Here is a 21,893-nt window from a genome sequence, read left to right on the forward strand (position 1 = left end):
TCACGCGTCGGCGGCGACGCGGAACCCGAGGTTGCCGCTGGAGCTGTCCGGGGTGTTCAGGGTGCGAGCGCCGACGCGGTAGCGGTTGCAGTAGGAGTGGTGGCACAGGTAGGAACCGCCGCGCATCACCTTGGCCGTGCCCTCGGCGGGCCCGGTCGGGTCGGTGCTCGGTGCCGGGTCGTGCTCGGTGGTCCACCAGTCCGCGCACCACTCCCAGACGTTGCCCGCCACGTTGCGCAGGCCGAAGCCGTTGGGCGGGAAGGCGTCGACCGGGGCGGTGCCCCGGTGGCCGTCCTCGACCGTGTTCTTGACCGGGAACCGCCCCTGCCAGATGTTGCACATGTGCTGCCCGCCGGGGGTGAGTTCGTCGCCCCAGGCGTACTTGGCGCGGGCCAGTCCACCGCGCGCGGCGTACTCCCACTCCGCCTCGGTCGGCAGCCGCGTTCCGGACCACTGGCAGAACGCGACCGCGTCGTTCCACGACACGTGCACCACCGGGTGGTCCATGCGCTCCTCGACGTCCGAACCCGGCCCTTCGGGCCGGTTCCAGCACGCCTCGGGCACCCCGCACCACCACGGGGTCTGCTCCGGGCGAGGGGAGACGCGGCGCAGTTCGCCGGGCAGGAATCCGGCGAACACGTACGACCAGCCGAACCGCTCGGCCTCGGTGACGTAGCCGGTGTCGGCGACGAACTCGGCGAATTCGGCGTTGCGGACCGCGTGCACGGCGATCCGGAACGGCGCGAGCGCCACCCGCCGGACGGGCCCCTCGCCGTCGGCGGGGAAACCGTCCGGGTCGTCGGACCCCATCTCGAACTCCCCGCCCGGCAACGCCACCATCTCCGGTGCCCGGCCGGTCGCCGGGACCGGGACCGGCGATGCGGCACCCGGTCCGCCCCGCGACGGGCCGCAGCACCCTGCTCGTTCGGAAGCTGTCACGCGGTCCACCGTAAACCGGCCGCGCCGCCCGCCGGTGCGCAGTCGCGAACGTCCGCGCGGTGGTCGCGGCGGGTATCGTGACGATCACGCCGAGAGAGGTGAGGTGCGCGGTGGTGCTGCTCGACGACGTCCTCGACGTGCTGCCCGCCGACCGGGACGCCGCGACGCTGGTCGGCCGGATGTACCGCCCGGACGAGCGGGGCCCGAGCGTGGTGGCGGTGCGCGGTGACGAGCTGGTGGACATCAGCGCGACCGCCCCGACGCTCAGCGACCTGCTGGAGGGCCCGGACCCGGTCGCCGTGGCGCGCACCGCTCCCGCGCGCGGTGCGTGGCCGCTGGCCGACGTGCTCGCCAACAGCCTCGCCGGCACCGCGGGCCCGCACCTGCTCGCCCCGGCGGACCTGCAAGTCCTCAAGGCGGCCGGGGTGACCTTCGCGCGCAGCATGCTGGAACGCGTCATCGAGGAGAAGGCCGGCGGCGACCCGGCCCGCGCCGCCGAGATCCGCGGCCGGGTGGAGCACTCCATCGGCGGCACCCTCGCCGCCGTCGCCCCCGGTTCGCCGCAAGCGTCGGCGGCCAAGCGCTGGTTGCTCGACGAAGGGCTGTGGTCGCAGTACCTGGAGGTCGGTCTCGGACCGGACCCGGAGATCTTCACCAAGGCGCCGCTGCTGGCCGCGGTCGGCGTCGGCGCCGACGTGGGGATCGCCGCGGGATCGGAGTGGAACAACCCGGAACCGGAGGTGGCGCTGGCGGTCCGCTCGGACGGCGCCGTCGTAGGGGCGATGCTGGGCAACGACGTCAACCTCCGCGACGTCGAGGGCCGCAGCGCCCTGCTCCTCCCGCAGGCCAAGGACAACAACGCCTCCGCGGCGCTGGGCCCGTTCCTGCGGTTGTTCGACGACGGGTTCGGCCTCGACGACGTGCGCACCCTGGACCTGCGCCTGCGGGTGCTCGGCGAGGACGGTTTCGCGCTGGACGGGCGCAGCTCGATGCGCGAGATCAGCCGGGACCCGGTGGAGCTGGTGCGCGCCGCGGTCGGCCGGCACCACCAGTACCCGGACGGCCTGGTCCTCTACACCGGCACGCTGTTCGCCCCGACCGAGGACCGCGACGCACCGGGACGGGGTTTCACCCACCACCTCGGTGATGTCGTGCGCATCTCGACGCCCCGGCTGGGCACCCTGGTCAACCGGGTGGCGCACTCCGAGAAGTGTCCTGAGTGGACGTTCGGGGTCCGCGCGCTGATGGCGAACCTGGCCGCCCGCGGGTTGCTGGCCGGCTGAGGACGGGAAAGCCCGGCCCACGCGGGGCCGGGCCGTGGTGGTCGGGCGTCAGCGCTGCCCGGGCAGCCGCTTGCCGTGCACCAGCTGCGTCAGCGCGTGACGCAGGGTTTTCCGGCTCAGCGAACCGTTGTCGTCCACCACGTCGGTGAACATGACGATGCCCACGGTCAACACCAACAACAAAGCAACGACGACGACGAACACGCTACTCACACCCCTTCTGCCCTGAATATCGATGGCGGCCGATATTCGTTACGTCGCGTGCGCTCCCGCGTGGCGTGCGTGACGCCGGTGGCACCCGCGACGGGTGCGAACTGCTGCTCCTAAAATGTACCGCCGGACGTCTCGCCAGGAAACGGACCGTTCGGGCGTCCTTGCCGAGAACCGCGAAGACTAGCCTGGAGAGATGGCGACCGAACGACCCAATCCAGCGCAATGGGTCTGGTACGCCTACGGGGGAAAGCTGCCGGACCGCTGCGCCGAGTGGGTGCTGCACGACGTCACGTGCCGGACCTGGGTGCTGCGCCACATCGCCCGCGCGTTGACCCAGCTTCTCCCGTTCTGCCTGCTGGTGCTGCTGCCCGGTCCGCTGTGGATCCGGCTGAGCTCGATCGCGCTCGGACTGCTCGTCGGGCTGTTCTACTCGCTGTGCTACGTGGGGGAGACCGCCGAACACCGGGCGATCAAGCACGGCTACCCGCCGGGCATCGCCCGCGAGACGCGGGAACTGCACCGCGACGTCCGCCGCGCCGCGAAGTACGGCGTCGGCTACCGCCCGTGGTGGGAGTGACGGCGGGACGTCGACCGCGCGTCAGGCGTGGGTGCCGCCGTCGATGCGGATCTCCGTGCCGGTGACGAACGCCCCGTCCTCGGAGGCGAGCATGGCGATCACGCCCGCGACCGTCTCCGGCCCGCCCATCGCCGCGCCGCCGGACTCCAGATCGGTCCGCAGCACCGGGGAGAGCTTGGTGAACAGCGACCAGTCGGTGTCCTCCGGCAGGTAGCCGGGAGTCGCGTCGGTGATGCCGGTCTTGATGCTGCCCGGCGCCACGCACACCGCGCGCAGGCCCTGCTTGGCGTACTCCAGGGCGAGGGCGTGGGTGAACGACTGGATGCCGCCCTTGCTCGCCGCGTAGGCGGCCATGTACGGGTGCGCGAACGTCGCCGAGGTGAAGCTGAAGTTGACCACCACGCCGCGCCCGGACTCCAGCAGCGCGGGCAGCGCCTGCCGGGTCATCAGGAACGTGCCGGTGAGGTTGACCGCGATGATCCGGTTCCACAGCTGCAACGAGGTCTCGTGGGTGTGCGCCGCCCGCAGCATCCCGGCCGCGTTGACGAGGACATCGAGCCCGCCCAGCTCGGCCACGGCGTCGCGGATCCCGGAGGTGACCGAGCCCTCGTCGCCGATGTCCACCACCCGCGTGGTCAGCAGGTCGGCGACGTCGGCCTGCTCGGCGTGCCCGCGGGTCTCGGCGAGTCCTTCCTCGGCGATGTCGGCGGCCACCACGCGGCCGCCCTCCCGCAGCAGGCGCAGCGCGGTCGCCCGTCCGATCCCGGACGCGGCGCCGGTGACGAGGATCCGGCGATCTGCGAAACGATTCATGCCCTCTTCCTAGCTCCCGGTACTGGCTCGCACCACGCTCGCCCCGGTGAGCGGGACCGGGCTCGGCCTGCTGCTCGGTCGTCGCCGGACACACCGGCGCTTCGCCTTCCCGGGGGATTTCCGCGGTCCGCACCGGACACCTCCGGGCGCGTTCGGCGCACGTCCGGCCGCTGCGGCGGTTTTCCGCGCGGGAACGGGAACTCCGAGTAACCGGATGATCATTGCGCGTGCATGGGGCGGGTCATATGTTCGGTGGGCGGGCCGACAGCTCGCGCCGCCGCGACACCGGGAGACGGGTGGGTATGTCCAACATCGTTCGTGCCGCGCTGGTCCAGGCGAAGTGGACCGGTGACACCTCCTCGATGGTCGACCAGCACGAGCAGCACGCGCGCGTCGCGGCGGCCCGGGGCGCGCAGGTCATCGGCTTCCAGGAGGTGTTCAACGCGCCCTACTTCTGCCAGGTGCAGGAGCCCGAGCACCACCGCTGGGCCGAACCCGTCCCGGACGGCCCGACCACGCAGCGGATGTGCGCGCTGGCGCGGGAACTCGGCATGGTCGTGGTCGTACCGGTCTACGAGAGCGACGGCCCCGGCTTCTACTACAACACCGCCGCGGTCATCGACGCCGACGGCAGCTACCTCGGCAAGTACCGCAAGCACCACCTGCCGCACCTGCCCGGTTTCTGGGAGAAGTACTACTTCCGCCCCGGCAACCTCGGCTGGCCGGTGTTCGACACCGCAGCCGGTCGCATCGGCGTCTACATCTGCTACGACCGGCACTTCCCGGAGGGCTGGCGGGCGCTCGGGCTGGCCGGGGCGCAACTGGTCTACAACCCGTCGGCGACCAGCCGCGGCCTGTCGTCGTACCTGTGGAAGCTCGAACAGCCCGCCGCGGCGGTGGCCAACGAGTACTTCATCGCGGCGATCAACCGGGTCGGCGTCGAGGAGTACGGCGACAACGACTTCTACGGCAGCAGCTACTTCGTGGACCCCTACGGGCGGTTCGTCGGCGACGTCGCCAGCGACACCGACGAGGAGTTGGTGGTCCGCGACCTCGACTTCGACCTGGTCGAGGAGGTCCGGCAGAAGTGGGCCTTCTACCGCGACCGGCGCCCCGACGCCTACCGCCCGCTGACCGAGCCGTGAGGGAGGGGTCATGACGGATGCGCACGCCGAGCTGACCAAGCGGCACCGGGCGGTGCTGCCGGAGTGGCTGTCGCTGTACTACGACGAGCCGATCGACGTGGTGCGCGGGGAGGGGCGGCACGTCTGGGACGCCGAGGGGAACCGCTACCTGGACTTCTTCGGCGGCATCCTGACCACGATGACCGCGCACGCGTTGCCCGAGGTGACCGCCGCGGTCAGCGAGCAGGCGGGCCGCATCCTGCACACCTCGACGCTGTACCTGAACCGGCCCATGATCGAGCTGGCCGAACGGGTGGCCGAGCTGTCCGGCGTCGAGGACCCGCGGGTCTTCTTCACCACGAGCGGGACCGAGGCCAACGACACCGCGCTGCTGCTGGCCACCGGCTACCGCGGCTCCAACCAGGTGCTGGCGCTGCGCAACAGCTACCACGGCAGGTCGTTCTCGGCGCTGGCGGTCACCGGCAACCGTGGCTGGCTGCCGACCAGCCTGTCCCCGCTGCGCACCGCCTACGTGCACGCCACCCGCCGTCGGGGCGCGCCGTTCGCCGGGCTGCCCGACGAGCAGTTCGCCGACGCCTGCGTCGCCGACCTGGAAGACGTGCTCGACCAGCTGCAGAGCAACGTCGCCTGCCTGATCGCCGAGCCCGTGCAGGGCGTCGGCGGGTTCGCCACGCCGCCCGACGGGCTGCTGGGACGCTTCAAGGAGGTCCTGGACCGGCACGGGGTGCTGTGGATCAGCGACGAGGTGCAGACCGGTTGGGGGCGCACCGGGGAGCACTTCTGGGGCTGGCAGGCGCACGGCGCGCGCGGAGCGCCGGACATCGTCACGTTCGCCAAGGGCATCGGCAACGGACTGTCGATCGGCGGCGTGGTCGCCCGCGCCGAGATCATGAACAGCCTGTCGGCGAACTCCATCTCCACCTTCGGCGGCAGCCCGGTCACCGCGGCCGGGGCCCTGGCCAACCTGGACTACCTGCTCGCCCACGACCTGCCGGGCAACGCCGCCCGCACCGGCGCGGTGCTGCGCGCACAGCTCGACACCGCGCTCGGGCGGATCCCGGTGGTGGCCGACGTGCGCGGCAAGGGGCTGATGATCGGTGTCGAGCTGGCCCGCCCGGACGGCGCCCCGGCACCCGAGCTGGCCGCCTTCGTGCTGGAGGAGACCCGGCGAAACGGGCTGCTGGTCGGCAAGGGCGGGCTCGACGGCAACGTGCTGCGCATCGCGCCGCCGATGAGCCTCACCGAGCCCGAGGCCCGCGAGGGCGCCGGAATCCTGCTGGACGCACTGGAGAAAGCGGGGCGACGTTGAGCACAACCGTGATCCGCGGTGGCCTGGTGATCACCGCGACCGAGGAGACCCGCTCGGACGTGCTGGTCGACGGGGAACGCGTCGTCGCGCTCGCCGCGCACGGATCCGAACCGGCGCAGCGGTGGGCGGAGAGCGCCGACCGGATCGTCGACGCCGAGGAGCACTACGTCATCCCTGGCGGGGTGGACGCGCACACCCACATGGAGATGCCCTTCGGCGGCACGTTCGCGTCGGACACCTTCGAGACCGGCACCCGCGCGGCGGCGTGGGGCGGCACCACCACGATCGTCGACTTCGCGATCCAGTCGATCGGGCGCTCGCTGCGCGAGGGGCTGGACGCCTGGCACGCCAAGGCCGACGGGCAGTGCGCGATCGACTACGGCTTCCACATGATCCTGTCCGATGTGGACGATTCGGCGCTGAAGGAGATGGACGCGCTGGTCGGCGAGGGCGTCACCAGCTTCAAGATGTTCATGGCCTATCCCGGCGTGTTCTACAGCGACGACGGCCGGATCCTGCGCGCGATGCAGCAGGCCGCGTCCAACGGGGCGCTGCCGATGATGCACGCGGAGAACGGCATCGCCATCGACGTGCTCGTGCAGCAGGCGCTGGCGGCCGGTCGCACCGATCCGCGCCACCACGGCCGGGTGCGGCACCCGCTGCTGGAGGCCGAGGCGACCCACCGCGCGATCCAACTGTCCAGAGTGGCCGGTGCGCCGCTGTACGTGGTGCACGTGTCCGCCACCGAGGCCGTCGCCGAGATCACCCGGGCCCGCGACGACGGGATCGCCGTGTTCGGCGAGACCTGCCCGCAGTACCTGTTCCTGACCGTCGACGAGCTGGCGCGGCCGGACTTCGAGGGAGCCAAGTTCGTCTGCTCGACGCCGCTGCGCCCCGCCGAGCACCAGGAGTCGTTGTGGCGGGCGCTGCGCACCGACGACCTGTCGGTGGTCTCCACCGACCACTGCCCGTTCTGCTTCGCCTCCCAGAAGGAACTGGGCCGCGGCGACTTCTCGAAGATCCCCAATGGCATGCCGGGCGTGGAGAACCGCGTGGACCTGCTGCACCAGGCCGTGGTGGAGGGCCGGATCAGCCGCCGCCGGTGGGTCGAGCTGGCCAGCACGACCCCGGCGCGGATGTTCGGCATGCACCCGCGCAAGGGCACCATCGCACCCGGGGCGGACGCCGATGTCGTGGTCTACGACCCGCGCGCCGAGCAGGTGCTCTCCGCCGAGACCCACCACATGAACGTGGACTACAACGCCTACGAAGGTCGGCGGGTGACCGGCCGGGTCCGCACCGTGCTGTCCCGGGGCGAGGTGATCCTCGACGACGGCACCTACACCGGGCGCGCCGGGCGCGGTCGGTTCGTCGCGCGCGGCACGTGCGACTACCTGGGCTGACGGAAGGGGAGGGCGATGGACTTCGGACTCGTGCTGCAGACGGACCCGCCCGCGTGGTCGCTGGTGGACCGGATGCGCCGCGCCGAACGGCTCGGCTTCACGCACGGCTGGACGTTCGACTCCTGCGTGCTGTGGCAGGAACCGTTCGTCATCCACAGCCAGGTCCTGGCGGCGACCGAGCGGCTCAGGATCGGTCCGATGGTGACCAACCCGCGCACTCGTGACTGGACGGTCACCGCCTCGGTGTTCGCCACGCTCAACGACATGTTCGGGCCGCGCACGGTCTGCGGGATCGGTCGCGGCGACTCGGCGCTGCGGGTCACCGGGGGCAAGCCGACCACGCTCGCCGTGCTGGAGCAGGCCATGCGCGTGATCAAGGAACTCGCCGAGGGCCGCGAGGTGCAGCTGCACGGCACGGCGGTGCGGCTGCCGTGGGTGCGCGACGGCAGCCTGCCGATGTGGATGGGCGCCTACGGGCCGAAGGCGCTGGAGCTGGTGGGCAGGCAGGCCGACGGGTTCATCCTGCAGCTGGCCGACCCGTACCTGACCCGGTGGATGGTCGACCACGTGCGCCAGGCTGCCGCGGACGCGGGTCGGGACCCGAACTCGATCACCGTCTGCGTGGCCGCCCCCGCCTACGTCGGCGACGACCTGGCGCACGCCCGCGAGCAGTGCCGCTGGTTCGGCGGGATGGTCGGCAACCACGTCGCGGACCTGGTGACGCGCTACGGGGACGCGTCGGAGGCGGTGCCCACCGCGCTCACCGAGTACATCAAGGACCGGCACGGCTACGACTACTCGCACCACGGACGGGCCGGCAACCGCAGCACCGACTTCGTCCCCGACGAGATCGTCGACCGGTTCTGCCTGCTCGGACCGCCGAGTGCCCACCTGGACAAGCTCCACGAACTGCGCGAGGCCGGCGTCGACCAGTTCGCGATCTACGCGATGCACGACGCGATCGATGCCACGGTGGAGTCCTACGGGCAGGCGGTGATCCCCGAACTGGCGTAACCATGCCACCCGCACCGCAGGAGGAGTCCGGGGATGGACCTGGTCCCGCTGACCGGGACTTGGCCAGCGCTATCCCCCCGGCCGATGCTCCATGCCGCGCGGTCGAGCCGGCGCAGGCCGTGCCTGCGTCGTCAGCGGAGTCCGCGCAGCCGTTCGGCGAGGGTGGGGATCACCCTGTCGTAGACGGCGAGTTCTTCCTGCTCAACCCGCTCGCCTGTGGTGGCAATCGCATGCGCTAGTGGGCGGAGGTGTTGCGGGCCCTCAGCAGCCAGGCGTTTCGCCCTTCCTTGCCACTTCGCACGTTTTTCCGCGGGATCCGCTCGTTTCGCCGCGGCGTCCCAGAGCTCGGGTTCCATACCCACGGCGTGCACGTGACGACCGGTTTCACGCATGAGGTTCTGGATGATGTCGATGCCGCTCGGATCGAGGTCACACCAGGCAGCGAGCGGCCAATCGGAGAATTTGCGAATGAAACGCACGAGGCCTTCGCTGGCGAACCCGGCGATCCAGACGCAAAGCCAGTGTTCCGGAACCGTCGAGTCGGTGCACACGTGCTGGAAATTCGTCTGGTTCTCCACCAACAGAATGCCGTCCGGTCGCCCGACGAGCGCACCCAGCCGAAGCGCGCCGCTCGCTGGGATGCTCACCCATGGGTCCCCGAGCCGGGCGTCGACGATCACGTCGTCGACCCTCCATACGAGCGGACCGTTCAGGCGGATCTCGGTGTCCTCGACCGCGAGCGCCTGATCGAAGGCCATGCCAACGAGATTCTGGAAGGCGAGTTTGCCTGCAGTGGTCCACTTCTTCGCCCCGCCCAGGGCGGATGCCGCAAGGCCTTTGGCCGGAGTCGTCTCCCCAGCCAGGTGCCTCGGCCACCACCAGGCCGCCGCTTTGATCGCCGTGGCGTAACTTGCCCACGCACCGGCCTTGGTAGCAGACCGGGGAGGAACGCGATCGGTCGCTGAGGGTTCCATGGACGCGAGCAGTACACGCTCCCGTTCCAGCTGCGGTACCGGGAGCATCAGCTTTAGCAGTTCGTCGCGTCGTTGCGCCACTTCTCGGGTCTTGTCAGCGACCCGAGCGCGTTTCGCCTCGAACTTCGTGATCACAGTCCCATGCCGGGCCTCGACGAGTTTTTCCAACGTGACCGGGTATCGGCTGGCGCGCAAACTCTCCGCGGCGTGGTCGAGCTGCACCGAATGAGTGGATACCGTGCCTTTGCGGTCTCCGAGCAGCTCGACGATCTCCCGACGTTCGTCCTCGCTGATCGGACCGGAGCGGAAGCGCAATCGACCGTGCAGCTTCCCGCCGTTGACCAGTCGCTTCCGCAGCTCCTCCACAAACTTCGCGGGCCCGGGCTTGTCCATCCATCGCCGCAGATCTTCCGTGATTTCACCGTGCAAGGAGACCTCCTCCCTCGGCCTCGTCAGATTCATCGTTCCTCAACGCGGGTTCGTCGTTCCTCAACGCGGGGTCGGTCATCATCCGGCTGGTGCGGCCGTCCCAGACGAATGGAGTGGTGAGGACTCCGTGCACCGCTGGGTCGCGGTACAGGTTGTAGGTCACCAACCCGGGTACTTCGGCGTGGAAACCCCACTCGTCGTGACTGGCCATCACGAAGTCAAGATCCAGCTGAGCCAGCAATTCCATGCAGCTGCCGCGCATCTCGGCGTCGATACCAGCGAATGCCTCGTCGAGGTATACCGGCCGAGGAGCACTCGGGATGGCTGCTTCGTAGTGCGCTGCCGCTGCAACGAACAACGGGAGCTGCAGCATGACTGCTTTCTCGCCACCAGATCCCTGCTGGTGCGTGGCATCGTTGAGGTCGGCCCATGAACTGGCCTCGCCGTGCTTGACCTGCAGTCGGAAGCGGGACCACTTGCGGTAGTCCAGGGCTTCGTGCAGGTGTTCCTTCCAGTCGCCGACCAAGTCGTCCTCCCTGGCCTTGCGGACACGTGCGGCGAGGAAGCCGACCAGTTCGTCCCGGGCCTCGTCGGAAAGGAACTGCGCAGCTTGCCGGTCCAGGAGCGCCACGGCGCGCTTGACGTCAGGACCGGCGTCGGGGTCGGGCTCCCAGATCAGCCGCATCCGCATGCCGGAAGCAGTCGGTTGTTTCCTCAGCAGCTCGTTCATCCGATCCCGGAGGCTGTTGGCCTCCACCCGCCGCTGGCGCAGGTGCTCGCCGATGCGGCCGAGGAGTACCTCCGCAAACAGCCTCCGCTCCTGCTCGTCCAAGTAGCCCTGCCGGGTCTCGATCTCCCGCTTGACGATCTGCTGCAGTTCCGGCACGGAGTGGTCGATGCCGTTGTGGGTGACTTTGACGATGAACAGATCGCCGTCGTTGTCGCCCCACGGACGCCAGTCGGCGCCCTCGATCTGCCGCTGCAGATCGCGGAACCGGTCGTCGATGTTGTTGCGGGCGTTGTTGCGCGCCTTCTCCGTGATGTCCTCACTGCGCAGCGCTTGTTCCACACGTCGCGCATCCTCGACGCTCCGGGTCAAACTCGCGTCCACCCGGTCGTCGAGGCCGAACACCTCGGTCAACGCGAGGAACCCGTGCTTGCGCAGCTTCTCGAAGGTGGCCACGGCAGCGGCTCGTTCGGCTTCGCGTTGCTTGCGGTTGTTCTCAGCGGCCTGCAGGCTCGCGCGGGCGGATCCGAGTTCCTCAGCCGCGGCGTGCCTGCTCTCCGCGACCTCCTGCTGCTTTTCGCGGATCTGCTCAGCTTGTGCCTTCGCCTCGTTGAGTTCGGCGAGGACTCGCTCGACGTCCGCTCCGATGAGTTCGTACCGGGACTGGTACTCGGACCGGAGCTCAACGGCTCTGGACTGGGCTCGCGAACTGGCTTCGAGAGTCCGTTCGCACCGCCGTCGTTGGCGTTCGGTCCGTTCGCGCACGGCTCCGACGCGTTCCCGTGCAGTAAGCACCCGCTCGACCCTGGTGACCAGCTCACGCACCCACGACCGGTAGTCGGCAAGAGCGATCTCGAGTTCGTCCAGTGCTGCCGACGAGATGGGGAGCGAATGCTCGTTGGTGTACCTGTGCAACGCCTGTGACGCTTCGTTCAACTCGTTGCGGCGCGCGGCGAGACGTTCCTCGGCTCGGGTGACCTCCGCGTCGAAGTCGGACGCGGTTCGAACTGCGGCATCGAGGAGCGTGCGGGCTTCCCGGACCGGCTGGTCACTGGGGCAACTTCTTCGTTCGCTCGACACTCGGGCGAGGCGCTCCTCGATGTCGCTGCGACGTTGCAAGAGCGTTCGGACGGTTCGGGAGAGCTCCTCGATCTCCAGGTCCAGGGCCTGCAGGCGGCGCCACCGCGCCTGCTCCCGCGCCGCGGCTCCGATGTAGCTCGTCTCGGTGCCGCGAGTTCTTCCCCGCAGCGGACCGATCGCCCAACCGCCGTCCGCACTGATCCAGGGGCCTTCCCGGTGGGGATCTGCTGTGGTGAGGAACGCGATGCTCCCCAACAGCTCATTCACCGTCGAGGCTGGAAGTGCGCACTGCTGGGCGGGCTTCAGGACGGCTCGGAGGTCTTGCTCCTCCGCAGAGCCGGTTCGGTGCGCTACAAGGATCACGTCCAACGTCTCGGGAGAGAGGAAGGTCCCGTCCGGGGTCACCCACGCATCGAGCAGACCGGCTCCCAGCAGTGCGGTTTCCACGTGCGCGCGGACGTCGTCGGCAAGGTCATCGACGAAGTCCAAGACCCGCCACAACGGCGCGCCCGCCAGGTTTTCGGCCGTCCTGTCCCGCCGCATCACGGGGGGAGCTGGAGGGGTCGGGTCCTCCTCTTCGGCCACCCGCGCCCGCTCGGCAGTGCGGCCTGCGAGTTCGGAGTCCGCGTGTCGGTGTTCGCTGTCGATCTGCGCCCGCAGTGCCAGCAACTTGCTTTCGACAGCGCTGAAATGCTCCTGAACGAGATCCGCGAGTGCGGCGCAGCCAGGTTGACCTGCCTCGTGGACGGCCGCCAGGAGGCGGTCCACGTCGTCATCAGCCCAAGCGCCTTCCGCGCAGTCACCAGACCACGACACGACTGCGGTGCTCACCCCCTCGATCTCAGCCGTGAGCACACCTTGCCGGCGGACGACTTCCTCACGCGCGGCGTCTCGACGGGCGGCGTAGTCGTCGCGGATCGCTTCAGCTCGGGCGAACGCCGACTGAGCGGTGTCGTTGGTGCGCACCAATTGGCGGGCGTGGCGGGCTGCTGCGCGGCGGGCGTCGACCACCGACTCCAGCACGGTCCGCGCTGACGACGGGTCCGTGCCCAGTCGTTCTGCCTGCACCTCGTGCTCCAACCGCAACGAGCACTTCCCTGCGTGTTCCGCTGCGGTCGTGCGGGTATTGTCGAGGACTTCTTCCGCAGCGTGAAGCTCCCCTGCCGCCTGGCGCAGTTCTCGTTCCAGGCTCTCTTGCTCCTTCTGTGCATCGGTCAACCGTTCTGCGGCTTCCGCCGCATTCCGGTCGGCGTCGGTTGCCTGCTTCTCCAGCGCCAGCAGGACAGCCTGCTGCTCGATCTCGGGGCGTCGCTCCAGCGAGCGGATTCGCGCGCTCTGCTCGGCGAGGCCCAGTTCGAGCTCCTTGGCGAGCTGGTGCAACGATTCTGCGCGGGTCTGCGATTCGGCGAGGACGTCTTCTGCGGCGCGCTTCTCACGTGTCACGTCGTCGTACTTGGTGACCATCGACCGGACGTTGGCAGCACCGTGACGCACCATTTTGCGCGCGTAGGCCCGGTACTGCGTGAGGAACCTATCCACCTCAGCGTTGGTGTTGACGAGGTCCTGGAGTTCGTCCTGGTCTCTCGCCAGAGCGTCGAATCCACGGGCCAGCTCGTCGACCATGGCCTCGTCGACAGGAGGCAGTCCGTCGCGGAGCATTTCGGTGAGTTTGCCGACGCCGAAGTTCTCGCTGAGCTTCGGACGCCGCAGTGTGATGAGAAGCTCCACCAGCGACCGGAACCGGTCGGGGTTGAGGCCGAACAGTTCGCGTCCCACCGAGGCCCGGTAGCTCTCCGCGGTGTTGAACACCGCTCCCGACCCCAGTTGCTCGGAAAGTTCCTTGTCGTTGCGGGGTTGGCGGCCGCTGCTGTACAGCGAGAAATCGCAACCGACCCGCTTGTCGGTCAGGAAGTACCACGAGTCGGGAGGGCCGCTCCTCGTTGCCTGCGCGCGCATGCCGGCACCCAACGTTCGGTACTCGGCCGTGCCGTCGGGGAGGAGCCTGCCGTACTCGCACCAGACGTACCCGATCTGGTGCTTGCGGTCCCCGTAGAGCAGGTTGTCCCGCATCGACCTCGCGGACGTGCCGAAGGGGTCGAGTCGCCGGGCGGTGAGGTTCGCGTCGAACAGGAAGGGGCTGGTCACTTCCAACACCTTCGTCTTCCCGCTGCCGTTACGGCCCCGCAAGATCACGCGACCATCGTGAAAGGCGAATTCCTGTTCGTCGTACTGCCAGATGTCCAGCAGCCCCATTCGCAGCGGTTGGAATCGGTACCTGCACGGTTCGGGCCGCCTTCCCGCGAGAAGGGCTTCCAGCGCAGCTCGCAGCTCCTGCGTCGCTGCATCAGCGTGCGTCATCGCGTGCGCCTCCTTCGGAGGTGTCTGCCATCGAGGTCCTGTCGAGGACGTCGAACAGGGGTGTCGGCGATGGTGAACCGACCCTGTCCGGGAGGTTGTTGCGATACCTGCCGAGCGCCGCCAGCACCCGTACTCCGTCCGGAAGGAGTTCGACCAGGTGCAGTTCAACCAGCATTTCGCGGGCGGCGTCGAGCACGGTCTTCGGTGTGACGGGGTGCTGCTGGATCGTGCGGACGTAGTTGCCGACCTTGTCCGCCAGCCAGTGCGAGATCTCTGCCAGCCGATCGGAACCGACCACGAAGTTCTCCCGGGAGCGCACGCCCGGCTCCTCCGCGAGCGCACCGGCCAGCAGCAGAGCGGCGAACTGCGCCGTGCGGTCCTGGGGGAACCGAATGTCGGTCAGCACGTCGTCGATGACAGCTGCTCCCTCAGCGCGCACCTCGACCCGGACGTCGAGCATCCGCTCCAGCTCGCGGAGCAACGAGTGGCGTTGCGAGTAGAAGTACGCTTGCTGGTCCTCGGGGAGGTCATCCAGGTACAGGACGGGGTCGTCGACGAGCCGCCGCATCAACACGTGCCGGCGGTGGCGGTTGTGCCCGTCTTGCGTATCGGGCACCGGCTCATCTGTGAGTCCAGCCGGGGTACCCGCCCGAGTCGGCGGAACCGGACACGCGAGCAGTAGCGCAGCGGCTCGATGGTCGATGTCATAGATCGCGTTGCCGGAGCCGGTCACGTACGCCGACTCGTCCTCCTGCGTGGCGGCAGCATCCCGGGTGGGAACAAGGGCCCCGTGCTCTACCAGCAACCGGATCGCCTTGACCAACTCGCGCCGGTCCCTCAGCTGCGTTGCGTCGTACGCCGGAATGCCCGGGCGGGACGCAGCGAGAAGCGTGACGTGTTCGGCGAGCTCGGTGAGCACTGTTTGCTCGCCGCACTCCTCCAGGGAAGCCAGCAGCAGGCAGTAGAGCACGCAGCAACGTTGGCTCGGGGCGTCCCGCGAATGGGCCGGTGAGTCGGCGGGGATCTTGTGTAAACGCACGACGTCCCGGTCGACGACCAGGCGCCACCCCAGGTTCCGCTCGAACCAGCGTTGGAGTTCGGCACGGTAGGCGGGCCGACGAACGAGCGCCGCGATCTTGGCCTCCGGCCCTCCGGCCCGCAGCAGCGGTCGGCACACCAGCGTGCGCGCAGCAGAACGGAGTTCGTCGAGATCCATGTCAGGGGTGCTCATCGGCTACCTCTCCGCAGGTCGGTGATGGTCAGTTCGAAGTTCTCCATCGCCAGCGCCCCGCACTCGGTCTGCAGCACAGCCGATGCAGGACGGCCGTGGGGATCCTGCTCAGCGGGGCGAACCGTGATGTGCAGCAGCCCGTCGGTGGTCCGGCCGTGGCGTGCCTTTTGCTTGTCGGGGCTGGCTGCGAGGGCGACGCTCAGGCAGCGCAGCAGGATCTCCAACTGCTTCTCCGAGAGCACGGGAAGTTCTTCGACCCGGAACAGCGAAAGCTCGGTGAAGGTGCGTACCGCGGCATCGTTCACGGCCTGCTCGGCGGCCTGCAGCGCGGCGAGGCGTTGCTTGGCGGTGCGTGGATCTCCGACTCTGGCAGGTCGGCCAGTCGCCGCCCGCGGTCCCTGCTTGCGCAGTCGAGCCTCGACTGGTGCCGGTGGCGTCTCCCACCAGCTCGTTTTTGGTCGTACGTCGAGGTCGCTGGACGCGCGGTGGGCGGTGCCGAGATGGCGTGCTGAGTACATGCCGAACGCCGCTCGCCACAGCTTCGCGCGTTCCACCTCGTTCGAGGTGCTCGCGAACCACGTGGCCAGCGTGAGCAGGTCGGACGCTCGATTCACCCGCCGGAAGCGCTGGTCGTTGAGCCGGCGCACGATCGCGACGATGCGGTTCACCGCATCGGCCGCGCGGTCCTGGAGGATCTGCGCCACCGGTGCGCGGTCGGCCTCGCCGAAGAACCAACCGCGCAAGCCATCCCATTGGGAGCGCAGGTCTTCCAGGTCGCGTTGCACGACTTCGGACTGGCTCATGCCGATCACCGGCGCAGCCTCCACCAGCGCCAGCCGGTACAGCCGCAGTCGGAGTCCCGCGCGCTCGGCCTGGTCGATCGCCTCGCTGATCGGCGAGGTGTAGCGCACCAACGCCATGACGAAGGTCTGCAGGTACTCGACGACGACGTCCTTGTACGCCAGGAAGACCTCCGTGTCCAGCTCGGTGTTGAGCTCGACGGCGCGGTTGAGTCCCTGCACGAACATCTTGGCGTTCTCGGACAGTTGGGTGAAGCCGTTGGTGATGCGCTGCAAGCTGGCGTAGAGGGCGCGCGAGTGGGCCTCCGCGTCGCTGTTCGCCGCGGAGTCGCCGCTGGTGCTGTTGAGCAGCGAGACGAGTTCACGGAGGGATTGCAGGACCTCCGGCAACATCGAGGCCTGCAATGCACCGGCGGAACCGAGTTCGGTGTCAATGCGCCCGAGCATTGCGTGGACCTCGGCGCCGGCCGGGGTGAGCTGGTACAGGTAGTCCTTCTTCAGGTACTCCTGGTAGGTGCCCTTCCGGTGGGTGTTCTGGATGCGATCGACGTTCTCCCAGGTATGCAATTGCGTCAACAATTGTTCAACTGGCGGGGGAGAGATGTCCGGGTCGATCTGGTCGATCTTCTGCTGGAGTCGCCGCCCGATCTCGGCGGTCGGCAGGTGCAATCCGAGTGCCCTCTCCTCTTCGAGGAGCACGTCCAGGACGAGCCGGTAGAACGGCGTGTTCTCGTTGTCGAGGTAGGCCACGATGCGCATTCGCCCAGGCAGTGAGACGGCCGGATCGGTACCGGGAGGTCTCCGGCGCGAGGTCGAACGGGGTTCTTCGACAGCCGTTGCCACCTCGGAAGCCGGAGAGTCTTCCGTGTCCACCGCAGTCCTCCCGCGTTTTCGAGCTAGGTCGATCGGTTCGTTGGAGCGCAATGTCGAATGGGCGTCCCTCAGGTCGGTGCTACCGTAGCGAACCCCTGTGACATTGACCGGCAGGGCACATACCAGCTGGGTCGCACCGGAATTCTCCTGGAGGGTGCAGTGGACGGTTCGAGGCCGGTTTTCGACGGCTTCCACGGAGACTGGTCTTTCTGGGTGAATCCTGAAGGACTTCTTGCGGAACTGTCCTCCTGTGCGTTCATCTGCGATACCAACGTATTGCTCCGTCCGTACAAGGTCGTACGACGTGAGGAACGCGACGTGCTCTTGCGGGCGTTGGAGGAAGTCGCAGACCGCATGTGGGTGCCGCACCAGGTCATGGTCGAGGTCGACAACATGCGCAGCGGCGCGGTGGCGGCAGCGCAGCGGGACATCGCCAACGTGGCCGACGCCGTGCTGACGGATTTTCGCAAGATCGAGATGAGGTGTCGGCGGGGCTTCCACGACTGGGGCACGGACCGAGGCGAGGCTCAGCTGGCGTTGCGGAACTTCCGCGCGGCGGCGCAGCGCCTCGTTCAATTCATCAGGGAACAGGGCGACTCGCACGACTTGGTCGAAGAAGATCAACAGGCCTTCGTTGAGGACAGGCTCAAGCGATTGGTGCAAGGCCGGGTGTGGCCGGACCCCGGACAGCAGAAGCGCAGGGCATGGGAAGAGGACGGCAAGAACCGCGAGAGCGAACGACGACCACCTGTATGGGCAGACCGGAAGAAGCCCGGTGATCGCAAGTACAACGACGGCCTGATCTGGCAGGAGATCAAAGAGTTCGCTTCGGAATGCCCGTCCACCAGGCCGATCGTGCTCGTGACCCTGGACCTCAAGGACAACGGTTGGGTGGAGCACCGGAATGGACGACCCAACGGTGCTCATTCGAGTCTCGTCGCGGAGCTGAACCGGGATGCCGGCGCCATCTTCCGAGTGATCAGTACCGAAGAGCTGATCGCATACGCTGAAACGAAGCTGTACGACAGCCCGGATGTGTCGACTTCCGACTGTGGTCCAGCGGACGTGGAAGGCGCGCTGCGCCCCCTCGGCTCCCACCTGTTCAACTGAGCTGTGCCAGAGATGTCGTAGGCGCCACTGGCGTCGGCTTGGCCGGTGCCGGGTGGAGATCCGCGACGCGACGCATCGCCAGACCGGACGGGTAGGCCCCTCGTGTTCACGGGCCGAGCCTTCGCTGCCGGACAACGCCGCATCACCAGTCGGGCATCGACTGCCACGTTGCGAAGCGGCCTGCCCGGTGTCCCCGTATCACGCGTGTGACTGGGGAAGGGAGCCATCTCCGACCTGGTGGCCGGGCTGTCGGCTACCACGAACAAGGCAGCGTGTCGCCCTATCGTGTTGTTTCGCATGGCGCGGGCTGTTGCGCATAGCGCTGATATACCTACGGTGTATCAGTGGCTACGCCTTCGACATCCCAGGGTGACGGCAGGCACGTCCTGCCGGAGCTGACCACGCTGGAGCCCGGCGTGCGCAGCGTGGGCAGCCTGAGCGAGAAGGCCTACTACCTGATCCGCGACCGGCTGATCACGCTCGACCTGCCGCCCGGCTCGACGCTCGACGAGCGGGTGTTGCAGCGCGAGCTCGGCCTCGGGCGCACTCCCATCCGGGAGGCGTTGCGCAGGCTGGCCGACGACCGGCTGGTGGAGGTCGCGCCGCGGCGCGGCATGTTCGCCAGCCACGTCGATCTCGGTGATCTGCGGGCGATCAGCGAGATCCGGATCGAGCTTGAGGGGTACGCCGGGCGGCTGGCGGCCCAGCGGGCGAAGGGCCGGGACCTGGAGACCGCCGATGAGCTCCTGGCCGAGCTCCGCCGCACCGCCGCGGTCGACGACCGCGAGCTGATGCGGCTCGACCAGCGGGTGCACCGGCTGGTGTACCGGGCGACCTACAACACCTTCCTGGCGGCGACGCTCGAAGAGTACTTCGTGCACAGCCTGCGGCTGTGGTTCTTCGTGCTCGACCACGTACCGCACCTGGACTACGCGGTCGCCGAGCACGTCGACCTGCTCGCCGCGATTCGCGGCGGGGACGCCGACTCCGCCGAGCAGTTCATGCGTGCGCACGTCGCCGACTTCGAGGACAAGATCCGCGCCGTGCTCTGAGCAACCCACGGACCCACACGGAGGAACCCATGAGCAGCCTTCCGGACCGTGCCGACGTCGTCGTGATCGGCGCCGGGATCGTCGGGAACTCGGTGACCCACCACCTGGCCGATCTGGGCTGGCGCAACATCGTGTTGCTGGACAAGGGGCCGCTGCCGGACCCGGGCGGCTCCACCGGGCACGCGTCGAACTTCATCTTCCCGGTCGACCACTCGAAGGAGATCACCTCGCTGACGCTGGACTCCATGCGCCAGTACGAGAAGTTCGGCACGCTGACCACCTGCGGCGGCATCGAGGTCGCCCGGGAACAGGCCCGGGTCGAGGAGTTCGACCGGCGGATGGCCTCGGCCACGTCCTGGGGCATCGACGCCGAGCTCATCAGCCCCGGTCGGGTGGCCGAACTGGTCCCGTTCTTGGACAAGAGCGTCATCAAGGCCGGGTTCTGGACGCCGTCGGTCGCCGTGGTCGATCCCCTCCAGACCGGGGCGCTGATGCGGGAGCAGGCCACCGCGCTCGGCGCGCTCACCGTCTCCCCGCACACCGAGGTGCTCGGGATCGACACCGAACGCGGGCGGGTGCGGCGAGTGCGCACCGACCGCGGGGACATCGAGACCGGGACCGTGGTGATCGCCTGCGGTGTGTGGAGCCCGCGGATCGCCCGGATGGCCGGGGCGAGCATCCCGCTGACCCCCGCGGTGCACCAGATGATCGACGTCGGCCCGATCCCCGAGCTCGCGGAGACCGGCACGGAGATCGCCTACCCGATCGTCCGCGACATGGACCCGCTGATGTACGAGCGGCAGAGCGGAGCGGACCTTGAGGTCGGCTCCTACGCGCACCGGCCGATCCTGCACGACCCGGACGACATCCCGTCGATCGCCGCGGCACAGCTGTCACCGACCCAGCTTCCGTTCACCGCCGACGACTTCGACCAGCAGATGCAGGAGGCGCTGGAGCTGTTCCCGGGCATTCTCGCCACCGAGGGCGCCGGGATCCGGCACGCGATCAACGGGCTGCTCTCCCTGACCCCGGACGGCGGCCCGCTGCTCGGGGAGACCCCCGAGGTGGGCGGGCTGTGGTCGGCCGCGGCCGTGTGGATCAAGGAAGGTCCGGGTGTCGGCCGGATGCTGGCGCAGTGGATGACCGAGGGCTACGCCGAGATCGACCTGCACTCCGCGGACATCGCCCGCTTCTACCCGGGCCAGCGCACCCGCCACCACGTGCGCGCCCGCGCCTCGGAGGGGTTCAACAAGACCTACGGCATCGTGCACCCGCGCGAGCAGTGGGAGTCCAACCGGCAGCAGCGGTTGTCCCCGTTCCACGCCCGGGAGACCGAACTCGGTGCCCGGTTCTTCGAGGTGGGCGGTTGGGAACGGCCGCACTGGTACGAGTCGAACCGGCCGCTGCTGGAGGAGTTCGCCGACCGGATCGACGACCGGCCGCACGAGTGGGACGCGCGGTGGTGGTCGCCGATCACCAACGCCGAGCACCTGGCCATGCGGGAACGCGTCGCGATGATCGACCTCACCGCCTTCGCCCAGTTCGAGGTGTCCGGGCCGGGCGCCCTCGACTACATCCAGCGGATGACCGTGGCGCAGATGGACCGTCCCGTCGGGCGGCTGATCTACACGCCGGTGCTGGGTGACAACGGCGGGTTCCGCAGCGACCTGACCGTGGTGCGGCTCGCCGAGGACCGGTTCCGGATCGTCACCGGCGGTGCGGACGGGGCTCGCGACCGCAAGTGGTTCACCGATCACCTGCCCGAGGACGGCTCCGTCGGGTTCGCCGACGTGACCTCGGCCGTGTGCACGATCGGCGTGTGGGGACCGCGCGCCCGCGACCTGCTCTCCGCGGTCACCGAGGACGACGTGTCCAACGCGGGCTTCCCGTTCGGCACCGGGCGGTGGATCGCCGTGGACGGTGTTCCCGTGCTCGCGCTGCGGCTGTCCTACGTGGGCGACCTCGGCTGGGAGTTGCACGCGCCGTTCGAGCAGGGGCAGCGGTTGTGGGACGCGCTGTGGGAGGCCGGTCGGCCCCTCGGCGTGGTTCCCGCCGGGATCGGCGTGTACGGCACCACGGGCCGGTTGGAGAAGGGGTACCGGTTGATGGGCGCCGAGCTGGAGTCCGAGTACGGCCCGGTCGAGGCGGACCTGGCGCTGCCCAAGGTGAAATCCGCCGACTTCATCGGCAAGCAGCCCTACCTGGCCGCGCGCGACGAGGCGCGCGCGGCGGTGCTGTGCACGCTCACCGTGGATGACCACCGCGACCCGTCCGGGATGCGGCGCTACCCGCAGGGCGGCGAACCGATCCTCACCCAGGACGGCGAGCGGATCGTCGACCGCAAGGGCCGTCCGTCCTACGTGACCTCGGCCGGCTCGGCTCCGTCGCTCGGCGCCTACCTGCTGATGGCCTACTTGCCGCCGGAGCACGCGGTGGAAGGCACCCGGCTGTCCGTGCAGTACATGGGGCACCGCTACCCGGTGACCGTGGCCCGGGTCGGCCGCACCCCGCTGTTCGATCCGGACGACGAGCGGATGAAGGCCTGACCGCACCGGGCCGAAGG

General features: G+C 68.9%; 16 protein-coding genes. 9 read left to right on the plus strand and 7 right to left on the minus strand.

The window, feature by feature from the left end; genetic code table 11:
- The gene (locus tag NV263_RS13985; protein WP_263254186.1) at positions 1 to 840 is read right to left on the minus strand and encodes a formylglycine-generating enzyme family protein; all 840 of its coding nucleotides are present in this window, start codon (positions 838 to 840) and stop codon (positions 1 to 3) included.
- 209 nt (positions 841 to 1,049) lie between these two features.
- Between NV263_RS13985 and NV263_RS13990 the strand changes: the two genes are divergently transcribed.
- Positions 1,050 to 2,222, plus strand: a complete 1,173-nt coding sequence (locus tag NV263_RS13990; RefSeq protein WP_263253614.1) for a fumarylacetoacetate hydrolase family protein — start codon at positions 1,050 to 1,052, stop codon at positions 2,220 to 2,222.
- 48 nt (positions 2,223 to 2,270) lie between these two features.
- On the opposite strand, the gene NV263_RS13995 is transcribed toward NV263_RS13990, so the two are convergent.
- Positions 2,271 to 2,426 carry a hypothetical protein gene (locus NV263_RS13995; protein ID WP_263253615.1) on the minus strand — a complete coding sequence of 52 codons (156 nt, stop codon included), beginning with the start codon at positions 2,424 to 2,426 and terminating at the stop codon, positions 2,271 to 2,273.
- Positions 2,427 to 2,628: 202 nt separating this feature from the next.
- On the opposite strand from NV263_RS13995, the gene NV263_RS14000 reads away from it, so the two are divergent.
- Positions 2,629 to 3,012, plus strand: a complete 384-nt coding sequence (locus NV263_RS14000) for a DUF5313 domain-containing protein (RefSeq protein ID WP_263253617.1) — start codon at positions 2,629 to 2,631, stop codon at positions 3,010 to 3,012.
- Between the two features lie 21 nt (positions 3,013 to 3,033).
- On the opposite strand, the gene NV263_RS14005 is transcribed toward NV263_RS14000, so the two are convergent.
- Positions 3,034 to 3,825, minus strand: a complete 792-nt coding sequence (locus NV263_RS14005; protein WP_263253618.1) for an SDR family NAD(P)-dependent oxidoreductase — start codon at positions 3,823 to 3,825, stop codon at positions 3,034 to 3,036.
- A gap of 302 nt (positions 3,826 to 4,127) precedes the next feature.
- Between NV263_RS14005 and NV263_RS14010 the strand changes: the two genes are divergently transcribed.
- From NV263_RS14010 to NV263_RS14025, 4 genes are read left to right on the plus strand one after another with little or no spacing between them, the layout of a single operon-like run.
- Positions 4,128 to 4,970 carry a nitrilase-related carbon-nitrogen hydrolase gene (locus tag NV263_RS14010; RefSeq protein WP_263253621.1) on the plus strand — a complete coding sequence of 281 codons (843 nt, stop codon included), beginning with the start codon at positions 4,128 to 4,130 and terminating at the stop codon, positions 4,968 to 4,970.
- Positions 4,971 to 4,980: 10 nt separating this feature from the next.
- Positions 4,981 to 6,279 (plus strand): aspartate aminotransferase family protein, encoded by a 1,299-nt coding sequence (locus tag NV263_RS14015; RefSeq protein WP_263253622.1) that lies wholly within the window; start codon positions 4,981 to 4,983, stop codon positions 6,277 to 6,279.
- Positions 6,276 to 7,682, plus strand: a complete 1,407-nt coding sequence (gene hydA / locus NV263_RS14020) for a dihydropyrimidinase (protein ID WP_263253623.1) — start codon at positions 6,276 to 6,278, stop codon at positions 7,680 to 7,682. Before NV263_RS14015 ends, hydA begins: the two co-directional genes overlap by 4 nt.
- A gap of 15 nt (positions 7,683 to 7,697) precedes the next feature.
- Positions 7,698 to 8,696 (plus strand): TIGR03842 family LLM class F420-dependent oxidoreductase, encoded by a 999-nt coding sequence (locus NV263_RS14025; RefSeq protein WP_263253624.1) that lies wholly within the window; start codon positions 7,698 to 7,700, stop codon positions 8,694 to 8,696.
- 131 nt (positions 8,697 to 8,827) lie between these two features.
- Here the strand turns inward: NV263_RS14025 and NV263_RS14030 are convergent, their stop codons facing one another.
- Genes NV263_RS14030 through NV263_RS14045 form a run of 4 tightly spaced genes read right to left on the minus strand, consistent with a single transcriptional unit; the run spans position 8,828 to position 17,045 of the window.
- Positions 8,828 to 10,099: a DUF2220 domain-containing protein gene (locus tag NV263_RS14030; protein WP_263253626.1), complete on the minus strand. Its 1,272-nt coding sequence runs from the start codon at positions 10,097 to 10,099 to the stop codon at positions 8,828 to 8,830.
- Complete coding sequence (locus NV263_RS14035) at positions 10,089 to 14,264, minus strand: TIGR02680 family protein (protein WP_263253628.1); 4,176 nt, start codon at positions 14,262 to 14,264, stop codon at positions 10,089 to 10,091. The genes NV263_RS14030 and NV263_RS14035 overlap by 11 nt, the downstream gene beginning before the upstream one ends.
- Positions 14,251 to 15,495 (minus strand): TIGR02678 family protein, encoded by a 1,245-nt coding sequence (locus NV263_RS14040; RefSeq protein ID WP_263253629.1) that lies wholly within the window; start codon positions 15,493 to 15,495, stop codon positions 14,251 to 14,253. Before NV263_RS14040 ends, NV263_RS14035 begins: the two co-directional genes overlap by 14 nt.
- Positions 15,492 to 17,045 (minus strand): TIGR02677 family protein, encoded by a 1,554-nt coding sequence (locus NV263_RS14045; RefSeq protein ID WP_263253631.1) that lies wholly within the window; start codon positions 17,043 to 17,045, stop codon positions 15,492 to 15,494. The genes NV263_RS14040 and NV263_RS14045 overlap by 4 nt, the downstream gene beginning before the upstream one ends.
- 282 nt (positions 17,046 to 17,327) lie before the next feature.
- Between NV263_RS14045 and NV263_RS14050 the strand changes: the two genes are divergently transcribed.
- The 3 genes from NV263_RS14050 to NV263_RS14060 all read left to right on the plus strand — a co-directional run bounded on the left by NV263_RS14050 (position 17,328) and on the right by NV263_RS14060 (position 21,876).
- On the plus strand, positions 17,328 to 18,278 hold the full coding sequence (locus NV263_RS14050; RefSeq protein ID WP_263253633.1) for a PIN-like domain-containing protein: 951 nt from the start codon (positions 17,328 to 17,330) through the stop codon (positions 18,276 to 18,278).
- Between the two features lie 344 nt (positions 18,279 to 18,622).
- Positions 18,623 to 19,330 (plus strand): GntR family transcriptional regulator, encoded by a 708-nt coding sequence (locus NV263_RS14055; RefSeq protein WP_263253634.1) that lies wholly within the window; start codon positions 18,623 to 18,625, stop codon positions 19,328 to 19,330.
- 29 nt (positions 19,331 to 19,359) lie between these two features.
- Entirely contained in the window at positions 19,360 to 21,876 is a 2,517-nt protein-coding gene (locus NV263_RS14060) for a GcvT family protein (RefSeq protein WP_263253635.1), read from the plus strand.
- Positions 21,877 to 21,893 lie beyond the last annotated feature (17 nt).

The sequence above is a fragment of the Saccharopolyspora rosea genome (assembly GCF_025643595.1).
Taxonomy (GTDB): Bacteria; Actinomycetota; Actinomycetes; order Mycobacteriales; family Pseudonocardiaceae; genus Saccharopolyspora; species Saccharopolyspora rosea.

What these genes read in the sequence shown, in the direction of transcription:
- NV263_RS14015 (WP_263253622.1), top strand. Translation starts at nt 4,981, where the DNA reads ATGACGGATGCGCACGCCGAGCTGACCAAGCGGCACCGGGCGGTGCTG.
- NV263_RS14000 (WP_263253617.1), top strand. Translation starts at nt 2,629, where the DNA reads ATGGCGACCGAACGACCCAATCCAGCGCAATGGGTCTGGTACGCCTAC.
- NV263_RS14040 (WP_263253629.1), bottom strand. Translation starts at nt 15,495, where the DNA reads ATGAGCACCCCTGACATGGATCTCGACGAACTCCGTTCTGCTGCGCGC.
- NV263_RS13985 (WP_263254186.1), bottom strand. Translation starts at nt 840, where the DNA reads ATGGTGGCGTTGCCGGGCGGGGAGTTCGAGATGGGGTCCGACGACCCG.
- NV263_RS14010 (WP_263253621.1), top strand. Translation starts at nt 4,128, where the DNA reads ATGTCCAACATCGTTCGTGCCGCGCTGGTCCAGGCGAAGTGGACCGGT.
- NV263_RS14025 (WP_263253624.1), top strand. Translation starts at nt 7,698, where the DNA reads ATGGACTTCGGACTCGTGCTGCAGACGGACCCGCCCGCGTGGTCGCTG.
- NV263_RS14060 (WP_263253635.1), top strand. Translation starts at nt 19,360, where the DNA reads ATGAGCAGCCTTCCGGACCGTGCCGACGTCGTCGTGATCGGCGCCGGG.
- NV263_RS14035 (WP_263253628.1), bottom strand. Translation starts at nt 14,264, where the DNA reads ATGACGCACGCTGATGCAGCGACGCAGGAGCTGCGAGCTGCGCTGGAA.
- NV263_RS14005 (WP_263253618.1), bottom strand. Translation starts at nt 3,825, where the DNA reads ATGAATCGTTTCGCAGATCGCCGGATCCTCGTCACCGGCGCCGCGTCC.